This is a genomic window from Mycobacterium paraintracellulare (genome assembly GCF_000276825.1).
Classification (GTDB): Bacteria; Actinomycetota; Actinomycetes; order Mycobacteriales; family Mycobacteriaceae; genus Mycobacterium; species Mycobacterium intracellulare.
The window spans coordinates 3,571,151-3,590,739 of record NC_016948.1 but is presented as its reverse complement, the minus strand read 5'-3'; the positions used below and the strand labels follow the sequence as shown (position 1 = coordinate 3,590,739).

The window sequence follows — 19,589 nt, the reverse complement described above, 5'->3', positions numbered from 1 at the left end:
TGGGCCGGTGCGCCTTGTCTTCGCCGGTACTCCCGAGCCCGCGCTGCCCGCACTGCGCCGCCTCATCGACTCGCCACGCCACGACGTGATCGCGGTGCTGACCCGGCCCGACGCCGCCGCCGGGCGACGCGGCAAGCCGGAGCCGTCGCCGGTGGCCCGTGAGGCGCTCGACCGGGGCATTCCGGTGCTGCGGCCGTCGCGGCCCAACTCGGCGGAATTCGTCGCGGAGCTGTCGCGGCTGGCGCCGGACTGCTGCGCGGTCGTGGCCTACGGCGCGCTGCTGCGCGACGACCTGCTGGCGGTGCCCCCGCGGGGCTGGATCAACCTGCACTTCTCGCTGCTGCCCGCCTGGCGCGGCGCCGCGCCGGTCCAGGCGGCCATCGCGGCGGGGGACACCATCACGGGGGCCTCGACGTTCCAGATCGAGCCGACCCTGGACTCGGGCCCGATCTACGGGGTGGTGACCGAGACGATCCGCCCGACCGATACCGCCGGGGAATTGCTTGAGCGACTGGCCATTTCGGGCGCGGCGCTGTTGTCGACCACGTTGGACGGCATCGCCGACTCGACGTTGACGCCGCGGCCGCAGCCGGCCGAGGGGGTCAGCGTCGCCCCCAAGATCACCGTGGAGCAGGCCCGGGTGCGCTGGGATCTGCCGGCGCTCGTGGTGGAACGCCGCATTCGCGCCGTCACGCCCAACCCCGGCGCGTGGACCGTGATCGGCGACCTGCGCGTCAAACTCGGGCCGGTCGACGCCGCCGTCGCGCCCGGTTCGCCAGAACCGTTGCCGCCCGGCGCGATTCACGTCGATCGCAAAGGCGTCTGGGTCGGCACCGGTTCGGATCCGGTTCGCCTGGGTCAAATCCAGCCGCCCGGAAAGAAATTCATGAACGCGGTCGACTGGGCGCGCGGCGCCCGGCTCGACCCCGCGGTGCGGGCGACATGAGCGCCGGCCGTGACGGGCGCCAGCGCAACCGGCCGGACCGCCAGCCGGCCCGGCCGCAGCGCCGGCCTGCGCAGCGGGATCGGCGGCCCGCCCGCCGGCCGCTGGACCCGGCCCGGGCAGCGGCGTTCGAGGTGCTACGGGCGGTCAGCGAGCGCGATGCGTACGCGAACCTGGCGCTGCCCGCGCTGCTGCGCGAGCGCGGAATCACCGGCCGCGACGCCGCATTCGCCACCGAGCTGACGTACGGCGCGTGCCGCAGCCGTGGCCTGCTCGACGCGGTCATCGGCGCGGCCGCCGGGCGCGCCCCGCAAGCCATCGACCCCGTCCTGCTCGACCTGCTGCGCCTGGGCGCGTATCAGTTGCTGCGCACCCGGGTCGATGCGCACGCCGCGGTGTCCACCACCGTCGAACAGGCAGGCATCGAATTCGACTCGGCGCGAGCGGGTTTCGTCAACGGGGTGCTGCGCACCATCTCCGGGCGCGACGAACAATCCTGGGTCGCGGAGCTGGCGCCGGACCCGGCGCGGGACCCGATCGGGCACGCCGCGTTCGTGCACGCCCATCCCCGGTGGATCGCCCAGGCCTTCGCCGACGCGCTGGGCGCGGCCGCGGGCGAACTCGACGCGGTGCTCGCCAGCGACGACGAACGGCCCCAGGTGCATCTGGCCGCTCGCGCTGGCACGCTGACCGCCGTCGAGCTGGCGGACGCGGTGGGCGGCACCGTCGGGCGGTATTCGCCGTACGCGGTGTACCTGCCGGGCGGCGATCCCGGGCGGCTGGCGCCGGTGCGCGACGGTGCGGCGCTGGTCCAGGACGAGGGCAGCCAGCTGGTGGCGCGCGCGCTGACCCTGGCGCCGGTCGAGCGCGACGGCGGCCGCTGGCTCGACCTGTGCGCCGGGCCGGGCGGCAAGACGGCGCTGCTGGCGTCGCTGGGCGCGGGATCCGGGGCCCACGTCACCGCGGTGGAGCCGGCCCCGCGCCGCGCCGACCTAGTGACCGAGAACACCCGCGGCCTGCCGGTCGACGTGCTGCGGGTCGACGGCCGGCACACCGACCTCGAGCCGGCGTTCGACCGGGTGCTCGTCGACGTGCCCTGCACCGGGCTGGGGGCCTTGCGCCGCCGGCCCGAGGCCCGGTGGCGCCGTCAACCGTCCGACGTGCCGGCACTGGCCAAGCTGCAGCGCGAGTTGCTGGGCGCCGCGATCGCGCTGACCCGTCCCGGGGGTGTGGTGCTCTACGCCACCTGTTCGCCGCACCTGGCCGAAACCGTCGGGGTGGTCGCCGACGCGCTGCGCCGCCATCCGGTGAGCGCGCTGGACACCCGGCCGTTGTTCGAGCCCGTCGACCACCTGGGCGACGGGCCTTACGTTCAGCTGTGGCCGCACCGGCACGGCACCGACGCGATGTTCGCGGCCGCGCTGCGCCGCGAAGCGGGGTAGCGGGGGCGCGACACGAAGAACCCCGCCGCGGCCGCGCTGCGCCGCGAAGCGGGGTAGCGGGGGCGCGACACGAAGAACCCCGCCGCGGCCGCGCTGCGCCGCGAAGCGGGGTAGCGCCGGGCGCGACACGACGAACCCCGCCGCGGCCGCGCTGCGCCGCGAAGCGGGGTAGCGGGGGCGCGACACGAAGAACCCCGCCGCGGCCGCGCTGCGCCGCGAAGCGGGGTAGCGCCGCCAGATGTGAACCGGCCCGCCCGGCTCAGTAGTCTGGCGCTCATGGCTGGCAACACGGAATCATCGAAGGGGCCCCTGATCGCACCGTCGATCCTTTCCGCTGACTTCTCCCGGCTCGCCGACGAGGCCGCCGCCGTGACCGGCGCCGACTGGCTGCACGTCGACGTGATGGACAACCACTTCGTGCCGAACCTGACCCTCGGGCTGCCGGTGGTGGAGAGCCTGCTGGCGGCCACCACCATCCCGATGGACTGCCATCTGATGATCGAGGACCCCGACCGCTGGGCGCCGCCCTACGCGGAGGCGGGGGCCTACAACGTCACCTTCCACGCCGAGGCCACCCAGAATCCGATCGCGGTCGCGCGCGACATCCGCGCCGCCGGCGCCAAAGCGGGGATCAGCGTTAAGCCGGGCACGCCGCTCGAGCCGTACCTGGAGATCCTGCCGCAGTTCGACACCCTGCTCATCATGTCGGTGGAGCCCGGCTTCGGCGGCCAGAGCTTCATTCCCGAGGTCCTGAGCAAGGTGCGCACGGCCCGCAAGCTGATCGACGCGGGGGAGTTGACGATCCTTGTCGAAATCGACGGCGGGATCAACGGGGACACCATCGAGCAGGCCGCCGAGGCGGGCGTCGACTGCTTCGTCGCCGGGTCGGCCGTCTACGGCGCCGCCGACCCGGCGACGGCGATCGACGCGTTGCGCCGTCAGGCCGCCGCCGCGTCCCCGCATTGGCGTCGATGACCGTTTCCCCGGGTGACGGCCTTGACGCCGCGATGCGCTTGGCGATCGAGCAGTCCACTCTCGTCAAGGGAACGACGTATCCGAATCCCCCGGTGGGCGCGGTCATCCTGGACGCCGGCGGGGAGGTGGTCGGCGTGGGCGGCACGGAGCCGGCCGGCGGCGATCATGCCGAGATCCTGGCGCTGCGCCGCGCCGGCGACCTGGCCGCGGGTGGGACCGTCGTGGTCACGCTCGAGCCGTGCAACCACTACGGCAAGACGCCGCCGTGCGTGAACGCGCTGCTGGACGCGAAGGTGGCCACGGTGGTCTACGCGGTCGCCGACCCCAACCCGCAGGCCGCCGGGGGCGCGCGGCGGCTCGAGGAGGCGGGCGTCGCGGTGCGATCCGGAGTGCTGGCCGACGAGGTCGCGCGCGGGCCGCTGCGCGAGTGGCTGCACAAGCAGCGGACCGGGCTGCCGCATCTGACGTGGAAGTACGCCAGCAGCGTCGATGGCCGCAGCGCGGCCGCCGACGGCTCCAGCCAGTGGATTTCCAGCGAGGCCTCACGGCTGGACCTGCACCGCCGCCGCGGGGCATGCGACGCGATCGTGGTGGGCACGGGCACCGTGCTGGCCGACGACCCGGCGCTGACGGCCCGCTTGCCCGACGGCTCCCTGGCCGCGCGTCAGCCGCTGCGGGTCGTCGTAGGGATGCGCGAAATACCTTCGGAGGCAAAGGTTCTCAACGACGATTCGCGAACCATGCTGATCCGGACGCACGACCCCGCCGAGGTGCTCAAGGCCGTGTCGGACCGCACCGACGTGCTGTTGGAAGGCGGCCCGACCCTGGCGGGCGCCTTCCTGCGGGCCGGGGCGGTGGACCGAATCCTCGCCTACGTCGCGCCGACCCTGTTGGGGGGACCGGTCACCGCGGTCGACGACGTCGGTGTGTCGACGATCGCGCGGGCGTTGCGCTGGCAGTTCGACGGAATCGATCGGGTGGGACACGACGTGGTACTCAGCCTGGTGCCGCGCAGCGCCTAGCGCTCGCTCAGCGAAACCTCTTGCGGCTCAGGGATTTCCGGTTCCTCGGCGTGTTCATTGCGGCCGCCGATCAGTAGACCCAGCAGCGCGCCCGCGATGCAGATCACGACGGTGGCCGCGAAGATGTCGCCGTACATCATGGCGAACGCCTTGAGGTACATCGTTCCCTGCGCGGCGATCCGCTCCAACAGGGTGGCGTCGGGCGGGATCGCGGCCGTCAGGCCCGCCACGATCTGGTTGAACCGGTACAGGCCCCACGCGCTGAGCGCGGCCACCCCGATCAGCATGCCCGTCATCCGGGCCACCACCACGGCCGCCGAGGCGATGCCGTGCTGGGCCGACGGGACGACGCGCAGCGCGGCCGACGTCAGCGGCCCGATCACCAGTCCGAGGCCGAAGCCCGCCACCAGCAGGTCGGCGTGCAGCACCGGGACGTTGAGCAGCCCCAGGATGTTGTGTTTCTGGCTCATCACGTCCTGGCGCCAGTAATGGATCAGCCAGTACCCGTACGCCGCGATGAGCAGCCCGACGAAGGTCACCGCCCGGTCGCCGACGCGGGTGGCGATCCACCCGCCCAGCACCGCCCCGATCGGCAGCGCGATCAAAAACCACAGCAACAGCCCGGCGGCCTGCGTCTGGGTCTGCCCCAGCACTCCCTGGCCGAACAGCTCGACGTCGACCAGGGTCACCATCAGCGCCGCGCCCGCGAACAACGAGGCGCCCAGCGCGGCCAGGAACGGCCGGAAGCGCACGCCGGCCGGTTCGATCAGCCGGGTCCGGGAGAACCGCTCCCACAGCAGGAACAGCACCCCGACCACGGCCGCGCCGATCACCAGCGGCAACCCGTAGCTGGGCAGGATCTGCTTGCCGTCGGGCTGTGGGTTGTACAGGCCGATCACGGCGAGCCCCAGCGCGACCGCGAGCAGCACGCCACCGACCAGGTCGACCTTCTCGGGCGTTTCGGTGCGTTCGTGCGACGGCAGGCTGAACTGGATCATCACCATCGCGATGAGGGTCAGCGGGACGTTGATCCAGAACACGTAGCGCCAGTCGTGGAACAGGAAGACGATGAAGATCCCGTACAGCGGGCCCAGCACGCTGCCGAGTTCCTGGGCGGCGCCGATGCCGCCGAGCACGCCGGCGCGGTTGCGCTGGGCCCACAGGTCGGCGCCCAGGGCGAGGGTGACCGGCAGCAGCGCGCCGCTGGCCACACCCTGGATCGTGCGGCCGCCGACCAGCAGGTGGAAATCGCCCCAATGACCGGCCAGCGCGGTGACCACCGAGCCGACCATGAACAGCGCCAGGCTGACCTGCAGCACCAGCTTGCGGCCGAACCGGTCGGACGCCCGGCCCAGCAGCGGCATGGCGGCGATGTAGCCCAGCAGGTACATCGTGATGATCCACGTGATGCGCTGCAGCTGATTGATGGGGATGTGAACGTCGCTCATGATGTCGCGCATGATCGTCACGACGACATAGGCGTCCAGGGCGCCCAGCAGAACCGCCAGGCTGCCGGCGCTGATCGCGACGCGGCGCCCGGTTTGTGTGGTCACGAGCTCACCGGGGGCTTGGTGACCTGAACCTGCTCGCCCCACTTCGACAGGGTGACCTCGGCGGAATTGCCCGAACTCTTCTCCAGGTTGGCGCGCACCAGCTGGTGGTCACCGGACTCCTGGATCCACACCGTGCTCGGGACCCGCTGGGTCGCGTTGAACTGCGGCACGATCTTGTTCACCGCGTCGGCCGAGACGTTGCCGCTGACCTTGATGGTGCTCTGCCCGTCGATGGTCTCGCGGCCCTCGGCCTTGGCGTCGCTGAAGTTCGCCAGCGCGTTGCCCAGCCCGCTGTCCGGGTTCAGCAGCACCGACACGTCGTAGATGTCGGACGCCTTGCCGAAATCGCTCCACTTGTTGGGGGTCAGCGTGGCGTACAGGGTCCCGTCGACGACCACGAAGTTGGCGTCGATGTCGGAGCCGCCCAAGGTGATGGTGGCGTTGCCCGACGCGGCGGTGGCCGGTGCCGTGGTGAGGTCACCGTTGAGCGTCTTGATGGGGAGCCCGGGGATCTTGCCCTGGATGCTCAGCGCGATGTGCGCGCTCTGCACCTTCTTGGTGGCGTCGGCCGACTGCTTGACCAAGGTCGTGCCGTCGGGCAGTGGTGCGCCGCTCTGCTTTGAGCCCGACGAGCAGCCGGCGATCAAGGCGGTGGCGAGGGTCAGGGATGCGAGGACGGCCGATAGACGGCGGCGGGTCTGCATACTTCGCATCGTAGAGGGTGCCGGTGACTGCCCTGGTGAACGCGGGGCCCCGGTGTCGCCCGTGCGGTGGTGTTTGCCCTGCTCATCCGCGTACGGGCGGGCCAATTAGCCTTAGGGGATGTTTACCGGAATTGTCGAGGAACTCGGGGAGGTGACGGGTCGCGACGTCCTTTCCGACGCGGCGCGGCTGACGATCCGCGGAGCCGTCGTGACCGCCGACGCGGGCCATGGCGACTCGATCGCCGTCAACGGCGTGTGCCTGACCGTCGCCGAGCTGCTGCCCGGCGGGCTGTTCACCGCCGACGTGATGGGCGAAACGCTGAACCGGTCGAACCTCGGCGCATTGCAGGTCGGCAGCCGGGTGAACCTGGAGCGCGCCGCGGCCGTCAACAGCCGGCTGGGCGGGCACATCGTGCAGGGCCACGTCGACGGGACGGGGCAGATCGTGGCCCGCTCGCCGTCCGAGCACTGGGAGGTCGTGCGCATCGAGATCCCCGCGGAGGTGGCCCGCTACGTCGTGGAGAAGGGGTCGATCACCGTCGACGGGATCTCGTTGACGGTGTCCGGGCTCGGCAGTGACCCGCGCGACTGGTTCGAGGTCTCGTTGATTCCCACCACCCGCGAACTGACCACCCTGGGCCAGGCTCCGATCGGGACGCAGGTGAACCTCGAAGTCGACGTGATCGCGAAATACGTCGAGCGGTTGATGTCCCGCTGATCAAGCCGTCGCAATAACGGCGCCGCCGGCGTGGTTCATACTGAATGCAACACGTGGGCTTCTCGTGTGGGCCGTTTTGACAGTGTTCCCCCTCGGAAAAGCGGGGACGGCGAGGTAGCAGGGATGACGAGGTTGGACTCCGTCGAGAGGGCGGTTGCCGACATTGCGGCCGGCAAGGCCGTCATCGTCATTGACGACGAGGACCGCGAGAACGAGGGCGATCTGATCTTCGCCGCCGAGAAGGCGACGCCGGAGATGGTGGCGTTCATGGTGCGCTATACCTCGGGATATCTGTGTGTGCCGCTGGACGGGGCGATCTGCGACCGCCTGGGGCTGCTGCCGATGTACGCCGTGAACCAGGACAAGCACGGCACCGCCTACACCGTCACGGTGGACGCGAAAGATGGTGTGGGAACCGGCATTTCGGCATCCGACCGCGCCACGACGATGCGGCTGCTCGCCAATCCCATCAGCGTCGCCGACGATTTCACCCGCCCCGGTCACGTGGTTCCGTTGCGCGCCAAGGACGGTGGCGTGCTGCGCCGGCCCGGTCACACCGAGGCCGCGGTCGACCTGGCCCGGATGGCCGGCCTGCAGCCCGCGGGCGCCATCTGCGAGATCGTCAGCCAGAAGGACGAAGGTTCGATGGCGCAGACCGACGAGCTGCGGGTGTTCGCCGACGAACACGACCTCGCCATGATCACCATCGCCGACCTGATCGAGTGGCGGCGCAAGCACGAGAAGCACATCGCCCGCATCGCCGAGGCCCGGATCCCGACTCGGCACGGCGAGTTTCGTGCCATCGGCTACGCCAGCATCTACGAGGAAGTCGAACACGTCGCGCTGGTGCGCGGCGAGATCGCCGGGCCGGACTCCGACGGCGACGACGTGCTGGTGCGCGTGCACTCCGAGTGCCTGACCGGTGACGTCTTCGGTTCCCGCCGCTGCGACTGCGGGCCGCAGCTGGACGCCGCCATGGCGATGGTCGCCCGCGAGGGACGCGGCATCGTGCTCTACATGCGCGGCCACGAGGGCCGCGGCATCGGCCTGATGCACAAACTGCAGGCCTATCAGCTGCAGGACGCCGGCGAGGACACCGTCGACGCCAACCTCAAGCTCGGATTGCCCGCCGACGCAAGGGATTACGGGATCGGCGCGCAGATCCTGGTAGACCTCGGCGTGCGCTCGATGCGGCTGTTGACCAACAACCCGGCCAAGCGCGTCGGGCTGGACGGGTACGGTCTGCACATCATCGAGCGGGTGCCGCTTCCCGTGCGCGCCAACGCGGAGAACATCCGTTACCTGATGACCAAGCGGGACAAGATGGGCCACGACCTGGCCGGGCTGGACGACTTTCACGAATCCGTCCACCTGCCAGGTGAATTCGGTGGTGCGTTGTGAGTCGCGCCGCCGACGATGCAGAACGAAGTGATGCGCAGGAGCGGCGCCCATGAGCCCCGCCGAGGGGGTGCCGGAGGTTCCCCCGCTCGATGCGTCCGGCCTGCGACTGGCCCTCGTTGCGAGTACCTGGCACAGCGAGATCTGCGACGCACTGCTGGCGGGTGCCAGCAAGGTGGCCTCGGAATCGGGTGTCGACGCCCCGACGGTGGTCCGGGTGATCGGCGCGATCGAGATTCCGGTGGTGGCCCAGGAGCTTGCCCGCAACCACGACGCCGTCGTCGCGCTGGGCGTCGTGATCCGTGGGCAGACACCGCATTTCGAATACGTCTGCGATGCGGTGACCCAGGGCCTGACCCGGGTGTCGCTGGACACTTCCACACCGGTGGCCAACGGGGTGCTGACCACCGACACCGAGCAGCAGGCACTGGACCGCGCCGGCCTTCCGGAATCGGCCGAGGACAAAGGGGCCCAAGCCACGTTGGCGGCCCTGACCACCGCGCTGACCCTGCGTGAGTTGCGCGCTCGGTCGTGACTGAGCCTCCCGACCGCGAGACCTGGGATGCGGTGTTGCGTCCCCACCGCACGCCGCTGTTCGCCTATGGGGCTGCGGTGCTCATCGCCGGCGCGCACATCGTGGTGGGGCTGTTGCTCAAGGCGAGATCGACCGGCGTGGTTTTTCAGACTGCCGACCAGGTGGCGATCGCGGTGCTGGGGCTGGTCATCGCCGGCATCGTGCTGTTGTTCGCCCGCCCCCGGCTGCGGGTCGGGCCGTCGGGCGTATCGGTGCGAAACCTTTTGGGAGACAAGCTGATCGAGTGGCCCGATGTTGTCGACGTCTCGTTTCCGGTGGGCCACCGCTGGGCGCGCATCGATTTGCCGGACGACGAGTACATCCCGGTGATGGCCATCCAGGCCGTCGACAAGGGCCGCGCGGTGGAGGCCATGGACACGGTGCGCGCGTTGCTGACGCGCTATCGGCCGGACCTGCCGGCCTCGTGAGCGCCGTACAGGCCGGCGGGCTCGCTGCGTACCCGCAGCGGCCCGCCGCCTGACTACCTAACGCTTGAGTCGGAGACCCGTATCGGAGGCACTCAGTATCGGGTGCAGTCCGTCATCATCTGCTGGAAAATCGGCAGGGCCTGCTGGGCCCCCTGGTTGTGCTCGATCGCGTGCAGCAGGTTCACGCGCTGATCGGGCGACGACGCCAGGTACTGCTGCAAAAACTGCTGGTTCGGCGGCGACTGGTCGAGGTACTGGGCGGCCATCGGGTTCTCCGCGTGCACGGCCCGCATCGCCTGGTCGTAGCTACAGGTCGTGTTGATCATCGGACCGTAATCGGGGCTGGCCGATGCGACCCCGGCCCCAGCGGTCGACGCCAAAGCCAAGCCGCCGACGGTGACGGCCAGTTTGGCCCACGAGCGCTTCATCATTTACGGACTCCCTCCATTGCTGTGCCCCCACTCTAACGTTGAGTTAGAGGCTTGGTAGCCAGAACCGGCGCCGCCCAAACCGCCGGCAACGCTTACGGGCCGCTCAGGGGGCGTCCGTCTGCCCCGGTTCCGCCCCCTCGCTTTCGGGGCCCCAGCTGCTCGGTAGCAGCGGCATCCGGGGTCCGTCGTCCAAGGAATCGGCGCCGATTGTGGTCAACCCCACTGGGGCCGCATCGGGCCCGCGGGCGGTGCCGGCGAACCCCAGGGGCCCCGCCCCCCGGTCCGACGCCGTCGCCGTGGTTTTGCCGGCGGCATCGGGCTCCGGGTCGGCGTCGAGGTATTCGTGGCGGCGGCCGGGGTCGATCAGGCCGGGCCGCTGGCGGCGCCGGCGGCGGGCCTGTTCCCGCCGGGCCGGGGCGATCGCCGCGGCCGCGGTGCCGGGTTCGGCCGATCTCTGCTGGGACCGCGCGCCGGCCGGGAGGTTCGCACCGGCGCCGATACCCGGCGGGCCGACGACGTAGGGGTAATCGAAGCCGGCGACGGCGGTCGCGGGTGGCGCCGCGGGCGCCGCGGCGGATGCCGGGGTCGCCGCCGGTGCGGGCGCGGGCGCCGCGGCCGGTGTTGCGGCCGGGGCGGGGGCGCTCAGGCCGGGCGCCATCGCGACGGGCGCTCCGGTGTGGGACGGCGCCGGCGCGGCCGCCGCCCCGGGCAGGGTGGGCGCGGGCGGCGCGACGCCGGCCAGCCCGGCCAGCCCCGCCAGGCCGGCCGCCCCGGCGACGGGGAGGAAGGGGACGATCAGCCCGACCGAGAGCTGAGTCAACTGCGGCACTTGGGGAATGAAGGTGTAAAGCGACTCGCCCGCCCAGTGCGGAACCTTGAGGAGTAGCGGGTCAGTCAGCAGGCTGTGGATGGCCGTGGACGGGTTGGACCCAGGCTGGTTCAGGTCCGTGGTGAGTTCTTGGGCGACCATCTGCACGCGATCTACCCACCAGCTCAGCTGATTTGCCCCCCCGCCCGCATCTTGGTTGGGGGGGTTGGCCAGCTGGATCGGCGGGGGTGGCGCGGTGGGCGGGACCCACGTCATCGCGGTCTGGGACACCGCTTCATACATCGCCATCGCGGTGGCTGCCCGCAGCCACATCTGCAAATACTCGAACTCGTTTTGCGCGATCGGAATCGTATTGACACCAAGGAAATTCGTCGCTATCAGGGAGGCGTTCAGGGCTTTGTTGGCTGCTATCTCTGCCAGTGTCGGCATGGCCGCCACCGCGGCGTTGTACGCCGCGATCACGGTGTCGTGCTCGAGGGCCGCCGCCGTGGCGTTGGCGCTGTTCTGTAAAAGCCAGGCCAGGTACGGCACGTGCGCGGCCACGAACTTCTCCGCGGTGGGACCCTGCCACGTCCCGGCCTGCACCTCGGCCAACAACTCGCTGAGTTCGGTAGCCGCCGTGTCGTATTCGGCGCTCAAGTTCAGCCACGCCGTCTCCGAGTTCAACAACGAGGCGGGCCCCGGGCCGGTGGTGAGCGCCGCCGAATTCACTTCCGGTGGAAAGGCCGCCCAGATCGGCATCGTCATCGTTGGCCACCCTCGTCGTTGCGACACTGCGATTCGTTCGAAGGCTGCGGTCGCCGATGTCGCGTGGCAGTGACGAGGGCGGCCGCGGTGCGGACAGCGGTCCGCATGTCATGAAGCTTATCGCCAGAGTGTCCGCAAATACGGATACGATTCCCGACTTTCACCGGAAATGCGAAGGTATTTTTCAGTCAGTGGACAGCCGGGCAAGGAACCCGTTCAACAGGAGCGTCTGAACCAACCCCGTCTGCTGCGGGGCGCTCAGGCTGGGCAGTTCGCCGACCCGGAATGGCTCGGTGCTCGACGCGAGGAACCGCATCGCGGCCTCGTGGTCGAGGGCGGCGGCCACGGACAGCTGAGCGAAGTGCAGGACAACGCGATCGGCGGCGCGGGTCACCCGCGCGTAGAGCGGCTGGTGCTTGCGCACCAGCGTCCGGGCGTCGATTCCGGCCGTGTCGCTCACCCGCCCGACCGGTGGGCATCGGCCGCGCCGGACCAGGACGTCCTCCAATGCGCCGAGGCCGTCGGCGACGATGTCGGGGCCCTCGACGGTGCGCAGGGTGTCGTGCACCAGGTCTTCCAGGCCGGCGCGGGCGCCCGCGTCGTCCAGGTGGCGCGGCGACAGGCGGGTGTGCAGCCGGGGGTCGCGCAAGCTCAGCGCGTAGAGCGCGTGCGTGACGAGCGTGAGCACGGTGGGTGCGTGCAGCCCGATCGTCAGATGGACGGATGGCTCCGAGCGCGTTTCGGCCGAATGCACTTGGCCGCGTGGCAGATACAGCACGTCGCCGGCGCGCAGGCACACGTCGGTCGCCGCCGCCGGCCCGTCCGTCCCGACCCCTTTGCGGCTTTCGATCTCGTGCGGCGGCACGGGGGCGCCGGTGGACACATGCCACGTCTTGGATCCCCGGATCTGCAGGACCAGCACGTCGTGCGGGTCGTAGTGCGGGGAAAAGCCGGTGGCGTCGGGCGGCGTGACATAGGCGTTGACCCGCGTCGGGAAGTTCAGCTCGACCTCGAGGGAATGCGACAGCGTCGCGACCGTGCGCAGGTACCGCTCGAGGCCGTTCAGCACGATGGTGTACCCGTCGGCGAGGCCCTCGCGGGCGCGGTCCGGGTCGAGGCTGCCGTCGCCGCGGCGATAGCTCGCCGGATCCCTGTCCTGGCCGCCCTTCACCAGCCGCACGGCCGACGGCTCCGCTCGCATCTGCTCGAGGAGTTCGTCGGCCGCGGGCAACAGGCCGTCGAAGTAGCCCGGCTCGCCACGCTGGATGTGGTGGTGCCTGATCGCCCAGATCTCGTCGAGGAACGCCTCGACCGAAACCGGCCGCAGCAACCAGGCGAGCGAGGACTCGGCGGCCACTGTTCCTCCCAACCCTTCCCGGCCTCCCCAACGTTCGTGGGCACCACAGTAGACCGGCGCCCCACCTTTCTCGGCACGTCGTTCCCGGCTACTAGCCTGGATCTGTGCCAGATCCCGCCACGTACCGCCCGGCGCCCGGGTCCATCCCGGTGGAGCCGGGCGTCTACCGATTCCGGGATCCGCACGGCCGGGTCATCTACGTTGGCAAGGCCAAGAGCCTGCGCAGCCGGCTCACGTCCTACTTCTCCGACATCTCCGGCCTGCACCCGCGAACGCGGCAGATGGTCACCACCGCGGCCAAGGTCGAGTGGACGGTGGTCAACACCGAAGTCGAGGCGCTGCAGCTCGAATACAACTGGATCAAGGAATTCGACCCGCGGTTCAACGTCCGCTACCGCGACGACAAGTCGTATCCGGTGCTGGCGGTCACCCTCAACGAGGAATTCCCGCGGTTGATGGTCTATCGCGGCCCGCGCCGCAAAGGCGTCCGGTACTTCGGCCCCTACTCGCACGCCTGGGCCATCCGGGAAACGCTGGACCTGCTCACCCGGGTGTTCCCGGCGCGCACCTGTTCGGCGGGAGTGTTCAAGCGGCACAGGCAGATCGACCGTCCGTGCCTGCTGGGCTACATCGACAAATGCTCGGCGCCGTGCATCGGCAGGGTCAGTGCCGAACAGCATCGTCAAATCGTGGACGATTTCTGCGACTTCCTGTCCGGCAAGACCGACCGGTTCGCCCGCGAGCTCGAACAACAGATGAACGCCGCGGCAGAGCGTCTCGATTTCGAGCGGGCCGCGCGGCTGCGTGACGACCTGGGCGCGCTGAAGCGGGCGATGGAAAAGCAGGCCGTGGTGCTCGGTGACGGGACCGACGCCGACGTGGTGGCCTTCGCCGACGACGACCTCGAGGCCGCGGTGCAGGTGTTCCACGTGCGCGGCGGCCGGGTCCGCGGTCAGCGCGGCTGGATCGTCGAAAAGTCCGCCGACCCGGGCGATTCCGGCGAGGAGCAGTTGGTCGAGCAGTTTTTGACGCAGTTCTACGGCGAGCAGGCCGAATTGGGCGGCGCCGCAGACGAATCGGTGAACCCGGTGCCTCGGGAGGTGCTGGTGCCCTGCCTGCCGTCCAACGCCGACGAGCTGACGAGCTGGTTGTCCGGCCTGCGCGGGTCCCGGGTCGTCTTGCGGGTGCCGCGGCGCGGTGACAAACGCGCGCTGGCCGAAACCGTGCAGCGCAACGCGAAAGAAGCCCTGCAGCAACACAAGCTGAAGCGGGCCGGTGACTTCAACGCCAGATCCGCTGCGCTGCAGAATATTCAGGAAGCCCTCGGGCTGTCCGAGGCGCCGCTGCGCATCGAATGTGTGGACATCAGCCACGTGCAGGGCACCGACGTGGTGGGCTCGCTGGTGGTGTTCGAGGACGGTCTGCCACGCAAATCGGACTACCGGCACTTCAGCATCCGGGAGGCCGCCGGACAGGGGCGCTCCGACGATGTCGCCTCCATCGCCGAGGTGACCCGGCGCCGCTTCGCGCGCCACCTCAGCGAGCAGAACGACCCGAATATGCTTTCGCCGGAAGGGAAGTCCCGCCGCTTCGCCTACCCGCCGAACCTGTACGTCGTCGACGGCGGCGCGCCGCAGGTCAACGCGGCCAGCGCGGTGCTCGAAGGGCTGGGCATCACCGACGTCGCGGTGATCGGGCTGGCCAAGCGGCTCGAAGAGGTGTGGGTGCCCTCGGAACCCGACCCCGTCATCATGCCGCGCAACAGCGAGGGTCTTTATCTGCTGCAGCGGGTCCGCGACGAGGCGCACCGGTTCGCGATCGCCTACCATCGCAGCAAGCGATCCAAGCGAATGACGGCATCGGTGCTGGATTCGGTGCCAGGATTGGGAGAACATCGCCGCAAGGCACTGGTAAGCCATTTCGGATCGATAGCCCGCCTCAAGGAGGCCACCGTCGACCAGATCACCGCCGTTCCCGGCATCGGCGTCGCCACCGCCACCGCCGTCCTGGAGGCGCTGCGACCCGAGCAGGCCCCCGACGAGTCCAGGGCCGCGCAATGACGGGTCCGGGCGAGTTGGCGGGGAATCCCTCGGTGGACGCCCCGGCCGGTATCGACGTCGTTCTGGTGACGGGGTTGTCCGGGGCCGGGCGGGGTACGGCGGCCAAGGTGCTCGAGGATCTCGGCTGGTATGTGGCCGACAACCTGCCACCGCAGCTGATCACCCGGATGGTCGACCTCGGCATGGACGCGGGGTCGCGGATCACCCAGCTGGCGGTGGTGATGGACGTGCGGTCGCGGGGCTTCACCGGAGATCTGGATTCGGTGCGCACCGAGCTGGCGACCCGAAACATCGCCCCGCGGGTGGTGTTCATGGAAGCATCCGACGACATGTTGGTGCGCCGCTACGAGCAGAATCGGCGCAGCCACCCGCTGCAGGGCGATCAGACGCTGGCCGAGGGCATCGCGGCCGAGCGCCGGATGCTGGCATCGGTGCGCGCCACCGCCGACCTGATCATCGACACGTCGACGCTGTCGGTGCGGGGCCTGCGCGAGACCATCGAGCGGGCGTTCGGCAATGACGCCGGCGCGACCACCAGCGTCACGGTCGAGTCGTTCGGTTTCAAGTACGGCCTGCCGATGGACGCCGACATGGTGATGGACGTGCGATTCCTGCCGAACCCGCACTGGGTCGACGAATTGCGCCCCCGCACCGGGCAGGATCCCGCGGTGCGGGATTACGTGTTGAGCCAGCCGGGCGCGGCCGAGTTTCTCGACGCCTACCATCGACTGCTATCTCTGGTCGTGGACGGCTACCGCAGGGAGGGCAAGCGCTATATGACGGTCGCCATCGGCTGCACGGGGGGGAAGCATCGCAGTGTCGCGATCGCCGAGCAATTGATGCAGTTGCTGAACGCCGATCACCAGCTGTCGGTGCGCGTGCTGCACCGGGATCTGGGCCGCGAATGAGCGAGCCGTTCAACCGGGGCATCGTCGCGCTGGGCGGCGGACACGGCTTGTACGCGACCTTGTCGGCGGCCCGGCGTCTCACCCCCTACGTCACCGCCGTGGTGACGGTCGCTGACGACGGCGGATCCTCGGGCCGGCTGCGCGGCGAACTCGGCGTGGTGCCGCCCGGCGACCTGCGAATGGCGTTGGCGGCCTTGGCTTCTGACAGCCCGCACGGGCGTCTGTGGGCGACCATCCTGCAGCACCGGTTCGGTGGCAGCGGCGCTCTGGCGGGGCATCCGATCGGCAATCTGATGCTGGCCGGCCTGTCGGAGGTGCTGGCCGATCCGGTGGCCGCCCTCGACGAGCTCGGGCGCATCCTGGGCGTCAAGGGCAGGGTGCTGCCGATGTGCCCGATCGCCCTGCAGATCGAGGCCGACGTGTCCGGCCTGGAAGGCGACCCGCGGATGTTCCGGGTGATCCGCGGCCAGGTGGCGATCGCGACCACCCCGGGCAAGGTGCGCCGGGTGCGGCTGCTGCCGGACCACCCCCCGGCCACCCGGCAGGCCGTCGACGCCATCATGGCCGCCGACCTGGTGGTGCTGGGCCCCGGCTCGTGGTTCACCAGCGTGATCCCGCACGTGTTGGTGCCCGAGCTGGCGGCGGCGCTGCGGGCGACGTCCGCGCGGCGCGCCCTGGTGCTCAACCTGGTGGCCGAGCCGGGGGAGACCGCCGGGTTCTCCGTCGAGCGTCATCTGCACGTGCTGGCCCAGCACGCTCCGGGATTCACCGTGCACGACATCATCATCGACGCCGACCGGGTGCCGAGTGAGCGGGAACGCGAGCAACTGCGCCGCACCGCCACCCTGCTGCATGCCGAGGTCCACTTCGCCGACGTGTCCCGACCTGGTACACCTTTACATGATCCAGGCAAGCTCGCGGCGGCCCTGGACGGGGTCCGGGCGGCCCGCAAGGGTCCGGAAGCGGCTCCGGCCACGGCCACCGCGGATATTCGGGTCGACGGTGCAAAACCACCACCAGGTGGGGATGGGCCCGCCGGCAGCGGACCAAGGGGTGACGACTCGTGGCGATGACGACCGAAGTCAAGGACGAACTGAGCCGCCTGGTCGTGAAATCGGTCAGCGCGCGCCGGGCGGAGGTCACGTCCCTGCTGCGGTTCGCCGGGGGGCTGCACATCGTGGGCGGCCGCGTCGTGGTCGAGGCCGAGGTCGATCTCGGCAATGTCGCCCGGCGGCTGCGCAAAGACATTTTCGAACTTTACGGCTACACCGCCGTCGTGCATGTGTTGTCCGCCAGCGGAATTCGCAAAAGCACCCGGTACGTGTTGCGGGTGGCCAACGACGGTGAGGCGCTGGCCCGCCAGACCGGGCTGCTCGACAACCGCGGCCGCCCGGTCCGCGGGCTGCCGGCCCAGGTGGTGGGCGGCAGCGTCGGCGACGCCGAGGCCGCGTGGCGGGGGGCCTTCCTGGCGCACGGGTCGCTGACCGAGCCGGGACGGTCCTCGGCGCTGGAGGTCAGCTGCCCCGGCCCGGAGGCGGCGCTGGCGTTGGTGGGCGCGGCGCGGCGACTGGGGGTCAGCGCGAAGGCCCGCGAGGTGCGTGGCGCCGACCGGGTGGTGGTGCGCGACGGCGAGGCGATCGGCGCGTTGCTGACCCGGATGGGCGCCCAGGACACCCGGCTGGTGTGGGAGGAGCGCCGGATGCGCCGCGAGGTTCGGGCCACGGCCAACCGGCTCGCCAACTTCGACGACGCCAACCTGCGCCGCTCGGCGCGCGCGGCGGTCGCGGCGGCCGCCCGGGTGGAGCGGGCGCTGGAGATCCTCGGCGACACCGTCCCCGACCATTTGGCCTCGGCCGGCAAGCTGCGCGTCGAGCATCGTCAGGCGTCGCTGGAGGAGCTCGGCCGGCTCGCCGACCCGCCGATGACGAAAGACGCTGTGGCCGGCCGCATTCGGCGGTTGCTGTCGATGGCCGACCGCAAGGCGAAGATCGAGGGCATTCCCGACACCGAGTCGGCGGTGACGCCGGATTTGCTGGAAGACGCCTAACTGGTCGCGCGAATCGCTGTTCGCAAGGGGTGGCGGGGGCTACGGTCGGGGAATGAAACGGCTTTCGAGCGTTGATGCGGCGTTTTGGTCGGCCGAAACCGCGGGCTGGCACATGCACGTGGGGGCGCTGGCGATCTGCGACCCGAAGGAATGCTCCGAGTACAGCTTTGCGCGACTGCGCGAGCTGATCATCGAGCGGCTGCCGGAATTGCCGCAGTTGCGGTGGCGGGTCACCGGGGCGCCATTCGGCCTGGACCGGCCGTGGTTCGTCGAGGACGAGGACCTGGACCCCGACTTCCACATCCGGCGCATCGCGGTTCCGGCGCCCGGCGGTCGGCGCGAACTCGAGGAACTGGTGGGGCGGTTGATGTCCTACAAGCTGGACCGCGCCCGGCCGCTGTGGGAGATGTGGGTGATCGAGGGCGTCGAGGGCGGCCGGATCGCGTCGCTGACCAAGATGCACCACGCCATCGTCGACGGCGTCTCCGGCGCCGGCCTGGGTGAGATCCTGCTGGACGTCACGCCGGAACCGCGACCGCCGCAACAGGAGACGGTCGGATCGCTGGTGGGGTTGAATATTCCGGGCATCGAGCGGCGGGCGGTGGGCGCGCTCATCAACGTCGGCGTCAAGACGCCGTTCCGCGTCGCGCGGCTGGTGGAGCAGACGGTGCGCCAGCAGATCGCCACGCTGGGGGTGCGCAGCAGGCCGCCGCGCTACTTCGAAGCGCCGAAAACCCGCTTCAACGCGCCGGTTTCGCCACACCGGCGCATCACCGGCTGCCGCGTCGAACTAGCCCGCGCCAAGGTCATCAAGGACGCCTATGGTGTGAAGCTCAACGACGTGGTGCTGGCGTTGGTGGCCGGCGCCGCCCGCGACTACCTACTCAAACGCGGTGAGCTGCCTGCCAAACCGCTCATCGCGCAGATCCCCGTGTCGACGCGCACCGACGAGAACAAGGATGACGTCGGCAACAAGGTGAGCTCGATGACCGTCTCGTTGGCCACCCACATCGAAGACCCCGGGGAGCGGCTGCGGTCCATCCACGAAAGCACCCAGAACGCCAAGCTGATGGCCAAGGCGTTGTCTGCGCATCAGATCATGGGGCTGACCGAGACGACGCCGCCGGGGTTGTTGGGGCTGGCCGCGCGGGCATATACCGCCAGCGGTCTGTCGCGAAACCTGGCCCCGATCAACCTGGTTGTCTCGAATGTGCCCGGCCCGTCGTTCCCGCTGTACATGGCCGGCGCCAAGCTCGATTCGCTGGTGCCGCTGGGGCCGCCGGTGATGGACGTCGCGCTGAACATCACCTGCTTCTCCTACACGGATTACCTCGACTTCGGCTTCGTGACGACGCCCGAAGTGGCCAACGACATCGACGACATGGCCGATCGCATCGAGCCGGCGCTCACCGACCTCGAAAAGGCCGCCGCGCGGGAGAACAGCCCCAACTAG

18 protein-coding genes are annotated in these 19,589 nt (G+C 70.2%); 13 read left to right on the top strand and 5 right to left on the bottom strand.

Going from position 1 to position 19,589, the window contains the following annotated elements; all coding sequences use genetic code 11:
* Positions 1-7 precede the first annotated feature (7 nt).
* The 4 genes from fmt (at position 8) to ribD (ending at position 4,382) form a co-directional block, all read left to right on the top strand.
* Complete coding sequence (gene fmt, locus OCQ_RS16195) at positions 8-946, top strand: methionyl-tRNA formyltransferase (protein ID WP_014385268.1); 939 nt, start codon at positions 8-10, stop codon at positions 944-946.
* A complete protein-coding gene (locus tag OCQ_RS16190) occupies positions 943-2,385 on the top strand; it encodes a 16S rRNA m5C967 methyltransferase (RefSeq protein WP_008258183.1) in 1,443 nt (480 codons plus the stop codon). The genes fmt and OCQ_RS16190 overlap by 4 nt, the downstream gene beginning before the upstream one ends.
* A gap of 267 nt (positions 2,386-2,652) precedes the next feature.
* On the top strand, positions 2,653-3,360 hold the full coding sequence (gene rpe / locus OCQ_RS16185) for a ribulose-phosphate 3-epimerase (RefSeq protein WP_085978381.1): 708 nt from the start codon (positions 2,653-2,655) through the stop codon (positions 3,358-3,360).
* Positions 3,357-4,382: a bifunctional diaminohydroxyphosphoribosylaminopyrimidine deaminase/5-amino-6-(5-phosphoribosylamino)uracil reductase RibD gene (gene ribD, locus OCQ_RS16180; RefSeq protein ID WP_014385266.1), complete on the top strand. Its 1,026-nt coding sequence runs from the start codon at positions 3,357-3,359 to the stop codon at positions 4,380-4,382. Before rpe ends, ribD begins: the two co-directional genes overlap by 4 nt.
* On the opposite strand, the gene OCQ_RS16175 is transcribed toward ribD, so the two are convergent.
* Together OCQ_RS16175 and OCQ_RS16170 are read right to left on the bottom strand one after the other, a co-directional pair.
* Complete coding sequence (locus OCQ_RS16175; protein ID WP_008258179.1) at positions 4,379-5,935, bottom strand: MFS transporter; 1,557 nt, start codon at positions 5,933-5,935, stop codon at positions 4,379-4,381. The genes ribD and OCQ_RS16175 overlap by 4 nt on opposite strands.
* Positions 5,932-6,639, bottom strand: coding sequence for an LppX_LprAFG lipoprotein (locus OCQ_RS16170; protein WP_008258177.1), 708 nt, complete (start codon positions 6,637-6,639; stop codon positions 5,932-5,934). Before OCQ_RS16170 ends, OCQ_RS16175 begins: the two co-directional genes overlap by 4 nt.
* 118 nt (positions 6,640-6,757) lie before the next feature.
* On the opposite strand from OCQ_RS16170, the gene OCQ_RS16165 reads away from it, so the two are divergent.
* The 4 genes from OCQ_RS16165 to OCQ_RS16150 all read left to right on the top strand — a co-directional run bounded on the left by OCQ_RS16165 (position 6,758) and on the right by OCQ_RS16150 (position 9,757).
* Positions 6,758-7,357 carry a riboflavin synthase gene (locus tag OCQ_RS16165; RefSeq protein WP_014385265.1) on the top strand — a complete coding sequence of 200 codons (600 nt, stop codon included), beginning with the start codon at positions 6,758-6,760 and terminating at the stop codon, positions 7,355-7,357.
* 123 nt (positions 7,358-7,480) lie between these two features.
* Positions 7,481-8,758, top strand: coding sequence for a bifunctional 3,4-dihydroxy-2-butanone-4-phosphate synthase/GTP cyclohydrolase II (locus OCQ_RS16160; RefSeq protein ID WP_008258174.1), 1,278 nt, complete (start codon positions 7,481-7,483; stop codon positions 8,756-8,758).
* Positions 8,759-8,807: 49 nt separating this feature from the next.
* On the top strand, positions 8,808-9,290 hold the full coding sequence (gene ribH / locus OCQ_RS16155; RefSeq protein ID WP_014385264.1) for a 6,7-dimethyl-8-ribityllumazine synthase: 483 nt from the start codon (positions 8,808-8,810) through the stop codon (positions 9,288-9,290).
* The gene (locus OCQ_RS16150) at positions 9,287-9,757 is read left to right on the top strand and encodes a PH domain-containing protein (protein ID WP_014385263.1); all 471 of its coding nucleotides are present in this window, start codon (positions 9,287-9,289) and stop codon (positions 9,755-9,757) included. Before ribH ends, OCQ_RS16150 begins: the two co-directional genes overlap by 4 nt.
* A gap of 92 nt (positions 9,758-9,849) precedes the next feature.
* Here OCQ_RS16150 and OCQ_RS16145 read toward each other — a convergent pair whose 3' ends face one another.
* From OCQ_RS16145 to OCQ_RS16135, 3 genes are all read right to left on the bottom strand, one after another.
* Positions 9,850-10,188, bottom strand: a complete 339-nt coding sequence (locus tag OCQ_RS16145) for a hemophore-related protein (protein ID WP_008258171.1) — start codon at positions 10,186-10,188, stop codon at positions 9,850-9,852.
* Between the two features lie 103 nt (positions 10,189-10,291).
* Complete coding sequence (locus tag OCQ_RS16140) at positions 10,292-11,764, bottom strand: PPE family protein (protein WP_014385262.1); 1,473 nt, start codon at positions 11,762-11,764, stop codon at positions 10,292-10,294.
* A gap of 184 nt (positions 11,765-11,948) precedes the next feature.
* A complete protein-coding gene (locus OCQ_RS16135; RefSeq protein WP_014385261.1) occupies positions 11,949-13,121 on the bottom strand; it encodes a cupin domain-containing protein in 1,173 nt (390 codons plus the stop codon).
* A 104-nt stretch (positions 13,122-13,225) separates the two neighbouring features.
* On the opposite strand from OCQ_RS16135, the gene uvrC reads away from it, so the two are divergent.
* The 5 genes from uvrC to OCQ_RS16110 are packed head-to-tail and all read left to right on the top strand — an operon-like array spanning position 13,226 to position 19,589.
* Positions 13,226-15,181, top strand: coding sequence for an excinuclease ABC subunit UvrC (uvrC, locus tag OCQ_RS16130; RefSeq protein WP_014380471.1), 1,956 nt, complete (start codon positions 13,226-13,228; stop codon positions 15,179-15,181).
* Positions 15,178-16,089 carry an RNase adapter RapZ gene (rapZ, locus tag OCQ_RS16125; RefSeq protein WP_009956169.1) on the top strand — a complete coding sequence of 304 codons (912 nt, stop codon included), beginning with the start codon at positions 15,178-15,180 and terminating at the stop codon, positions 16,087-16,089. The genes uvrC and rapZ overlap by 4 nt, the downstream gene beginning before the upstream one ends.
* The gene (locus OCQ_RS16120; RefSeq protein ID WP_009956168.1) at positions 16,086-17,162 is read left to right on the top strand and encodes a YvcK family protein; all 1,077 of its coding nucleotides are present in this window, start codon (positions 16,086-16,088) and stop codon (positions 17,160-17,162) included. The genes rapZ and OCQ_RS16120 overlap by 4 nt, the downstream gene beginning before the upstream one ends.
* Positions 17,159-18,136: a DNA-binding protein WhiA gene (gene whiA, locus OCQ_RS16115; RefSeq protein ID WP_026071328.1), complete on the top strand. Its 978-nt coding sequence runs from the start codon at positions 17,159-17,161 to the stop codon at positions 18,134-18,136. Before OCQ_RS16120 ends, whiA begins: the two co-directional genes overlap by 4 nt.
* Before the next feature lie 52 nt (positions 18,137-18,188).
* Complete coding sequence (locus OCQ_RS16110) at positions 18,189-19,589, top strand: WS/DGAT/MGAT family O-acyltransferase (protein ID WP_014385259.1); 1,401 nt, start codon at positions 18,189-18,191, stop codon at positions 19,587-19,589.

What these genes read in the sequence shown, in the direction of transcription:
- OCQ_RS16190 (WP_008258183.1), top strand. Translation starts at nt 943, where the DNA reads ATGAGCGCCGGCCGTGACGGGCGCCAGCGCAACCGGCCGGACCGCCAG.
- ribD (WP_014385266.1), top strand. Translation starts at nt 3,357, where the DNA reads ATGACCGTTTCCCCGGGTGACGGCCTTGACGCCGCGATGCGCTTGGCG.
- OCQ_RS16170 (WP_008258177.1), bottom strand. Translation starts at nt 6,639, where the DNA reads ATGCAGACCCGCCGCCGTCTATCGGCCGTCCTCGCATCCCTGACCCTC.
- OCQ_RS16165 (WP_014385265.1), top strand. Translation starts at nt 6,758, where the DNA reads ATGTTTACCGGAATTGTCGAGGAACTCGGGGAGGTGACGGGTCGCGAC.
- OCQ_RS16160 (WP_008258174.1), top strand. Translation starts at nt 7,481, where the DNA reads ATGACGAGGTTGGACTCCGTCGAGAGGGCGGTTGCCGACATTGCGGCC.
- ribH (WP_014385264.1), top strand. Translation starts at nt 8,808, where the DNA reads ATGAGCCCCGCCGAGGGGGTGCCGGAGGTTCCCCCGCTCGATGCGTCC.
- OCQ_RS16145 (WP_008258171.1), bottom strand. Translation starts at nt 10,188, where the DNA reads ATGATGAAGCGCTCGTGGGCCAAACTGGCCGTCACCGTCGGCGGCTTG.
- OCQ_RS16140 (WP_014385262.1), bottom strand. Translation starts at nt 11,764, where the DNA reads ATGACGATGCCGATCTGGGCGGCCTTTCCACCGGAAGTGAATTCGGCG.
- rapZ (WP_009956169.1), top strand. Translation starts at nt 15,178, where the DNA reads ATGACGGGTCCGGGCGAGTTGGCGGGGAATCCCTCGGTGGACGCCCCG.
- OCQ_RS16120 (WP_009956168.1), top strand. Translation starts at nt 16,086, where the DNA reads ATGAGCGAGCCGTTCAACCGGGGCATCGTCGCGCTGGGCGGCGGACAC.
- whiA (WP_026071328.1), top strand. Translation starts at nt 17,159, where the DNA reads ATGACGACCGAAGTCAAGGACGAACTGAGCCGCCTGGTCGTGAAATCG.
- OCQ_RS16110 (WP_014385259.1), top strand. Translation starts at nt 18,189, where the DNA reads ATGAAACGGCTTTCGAGCGTTGATGCGGCGTTTTGGTCGGCCGAAACC.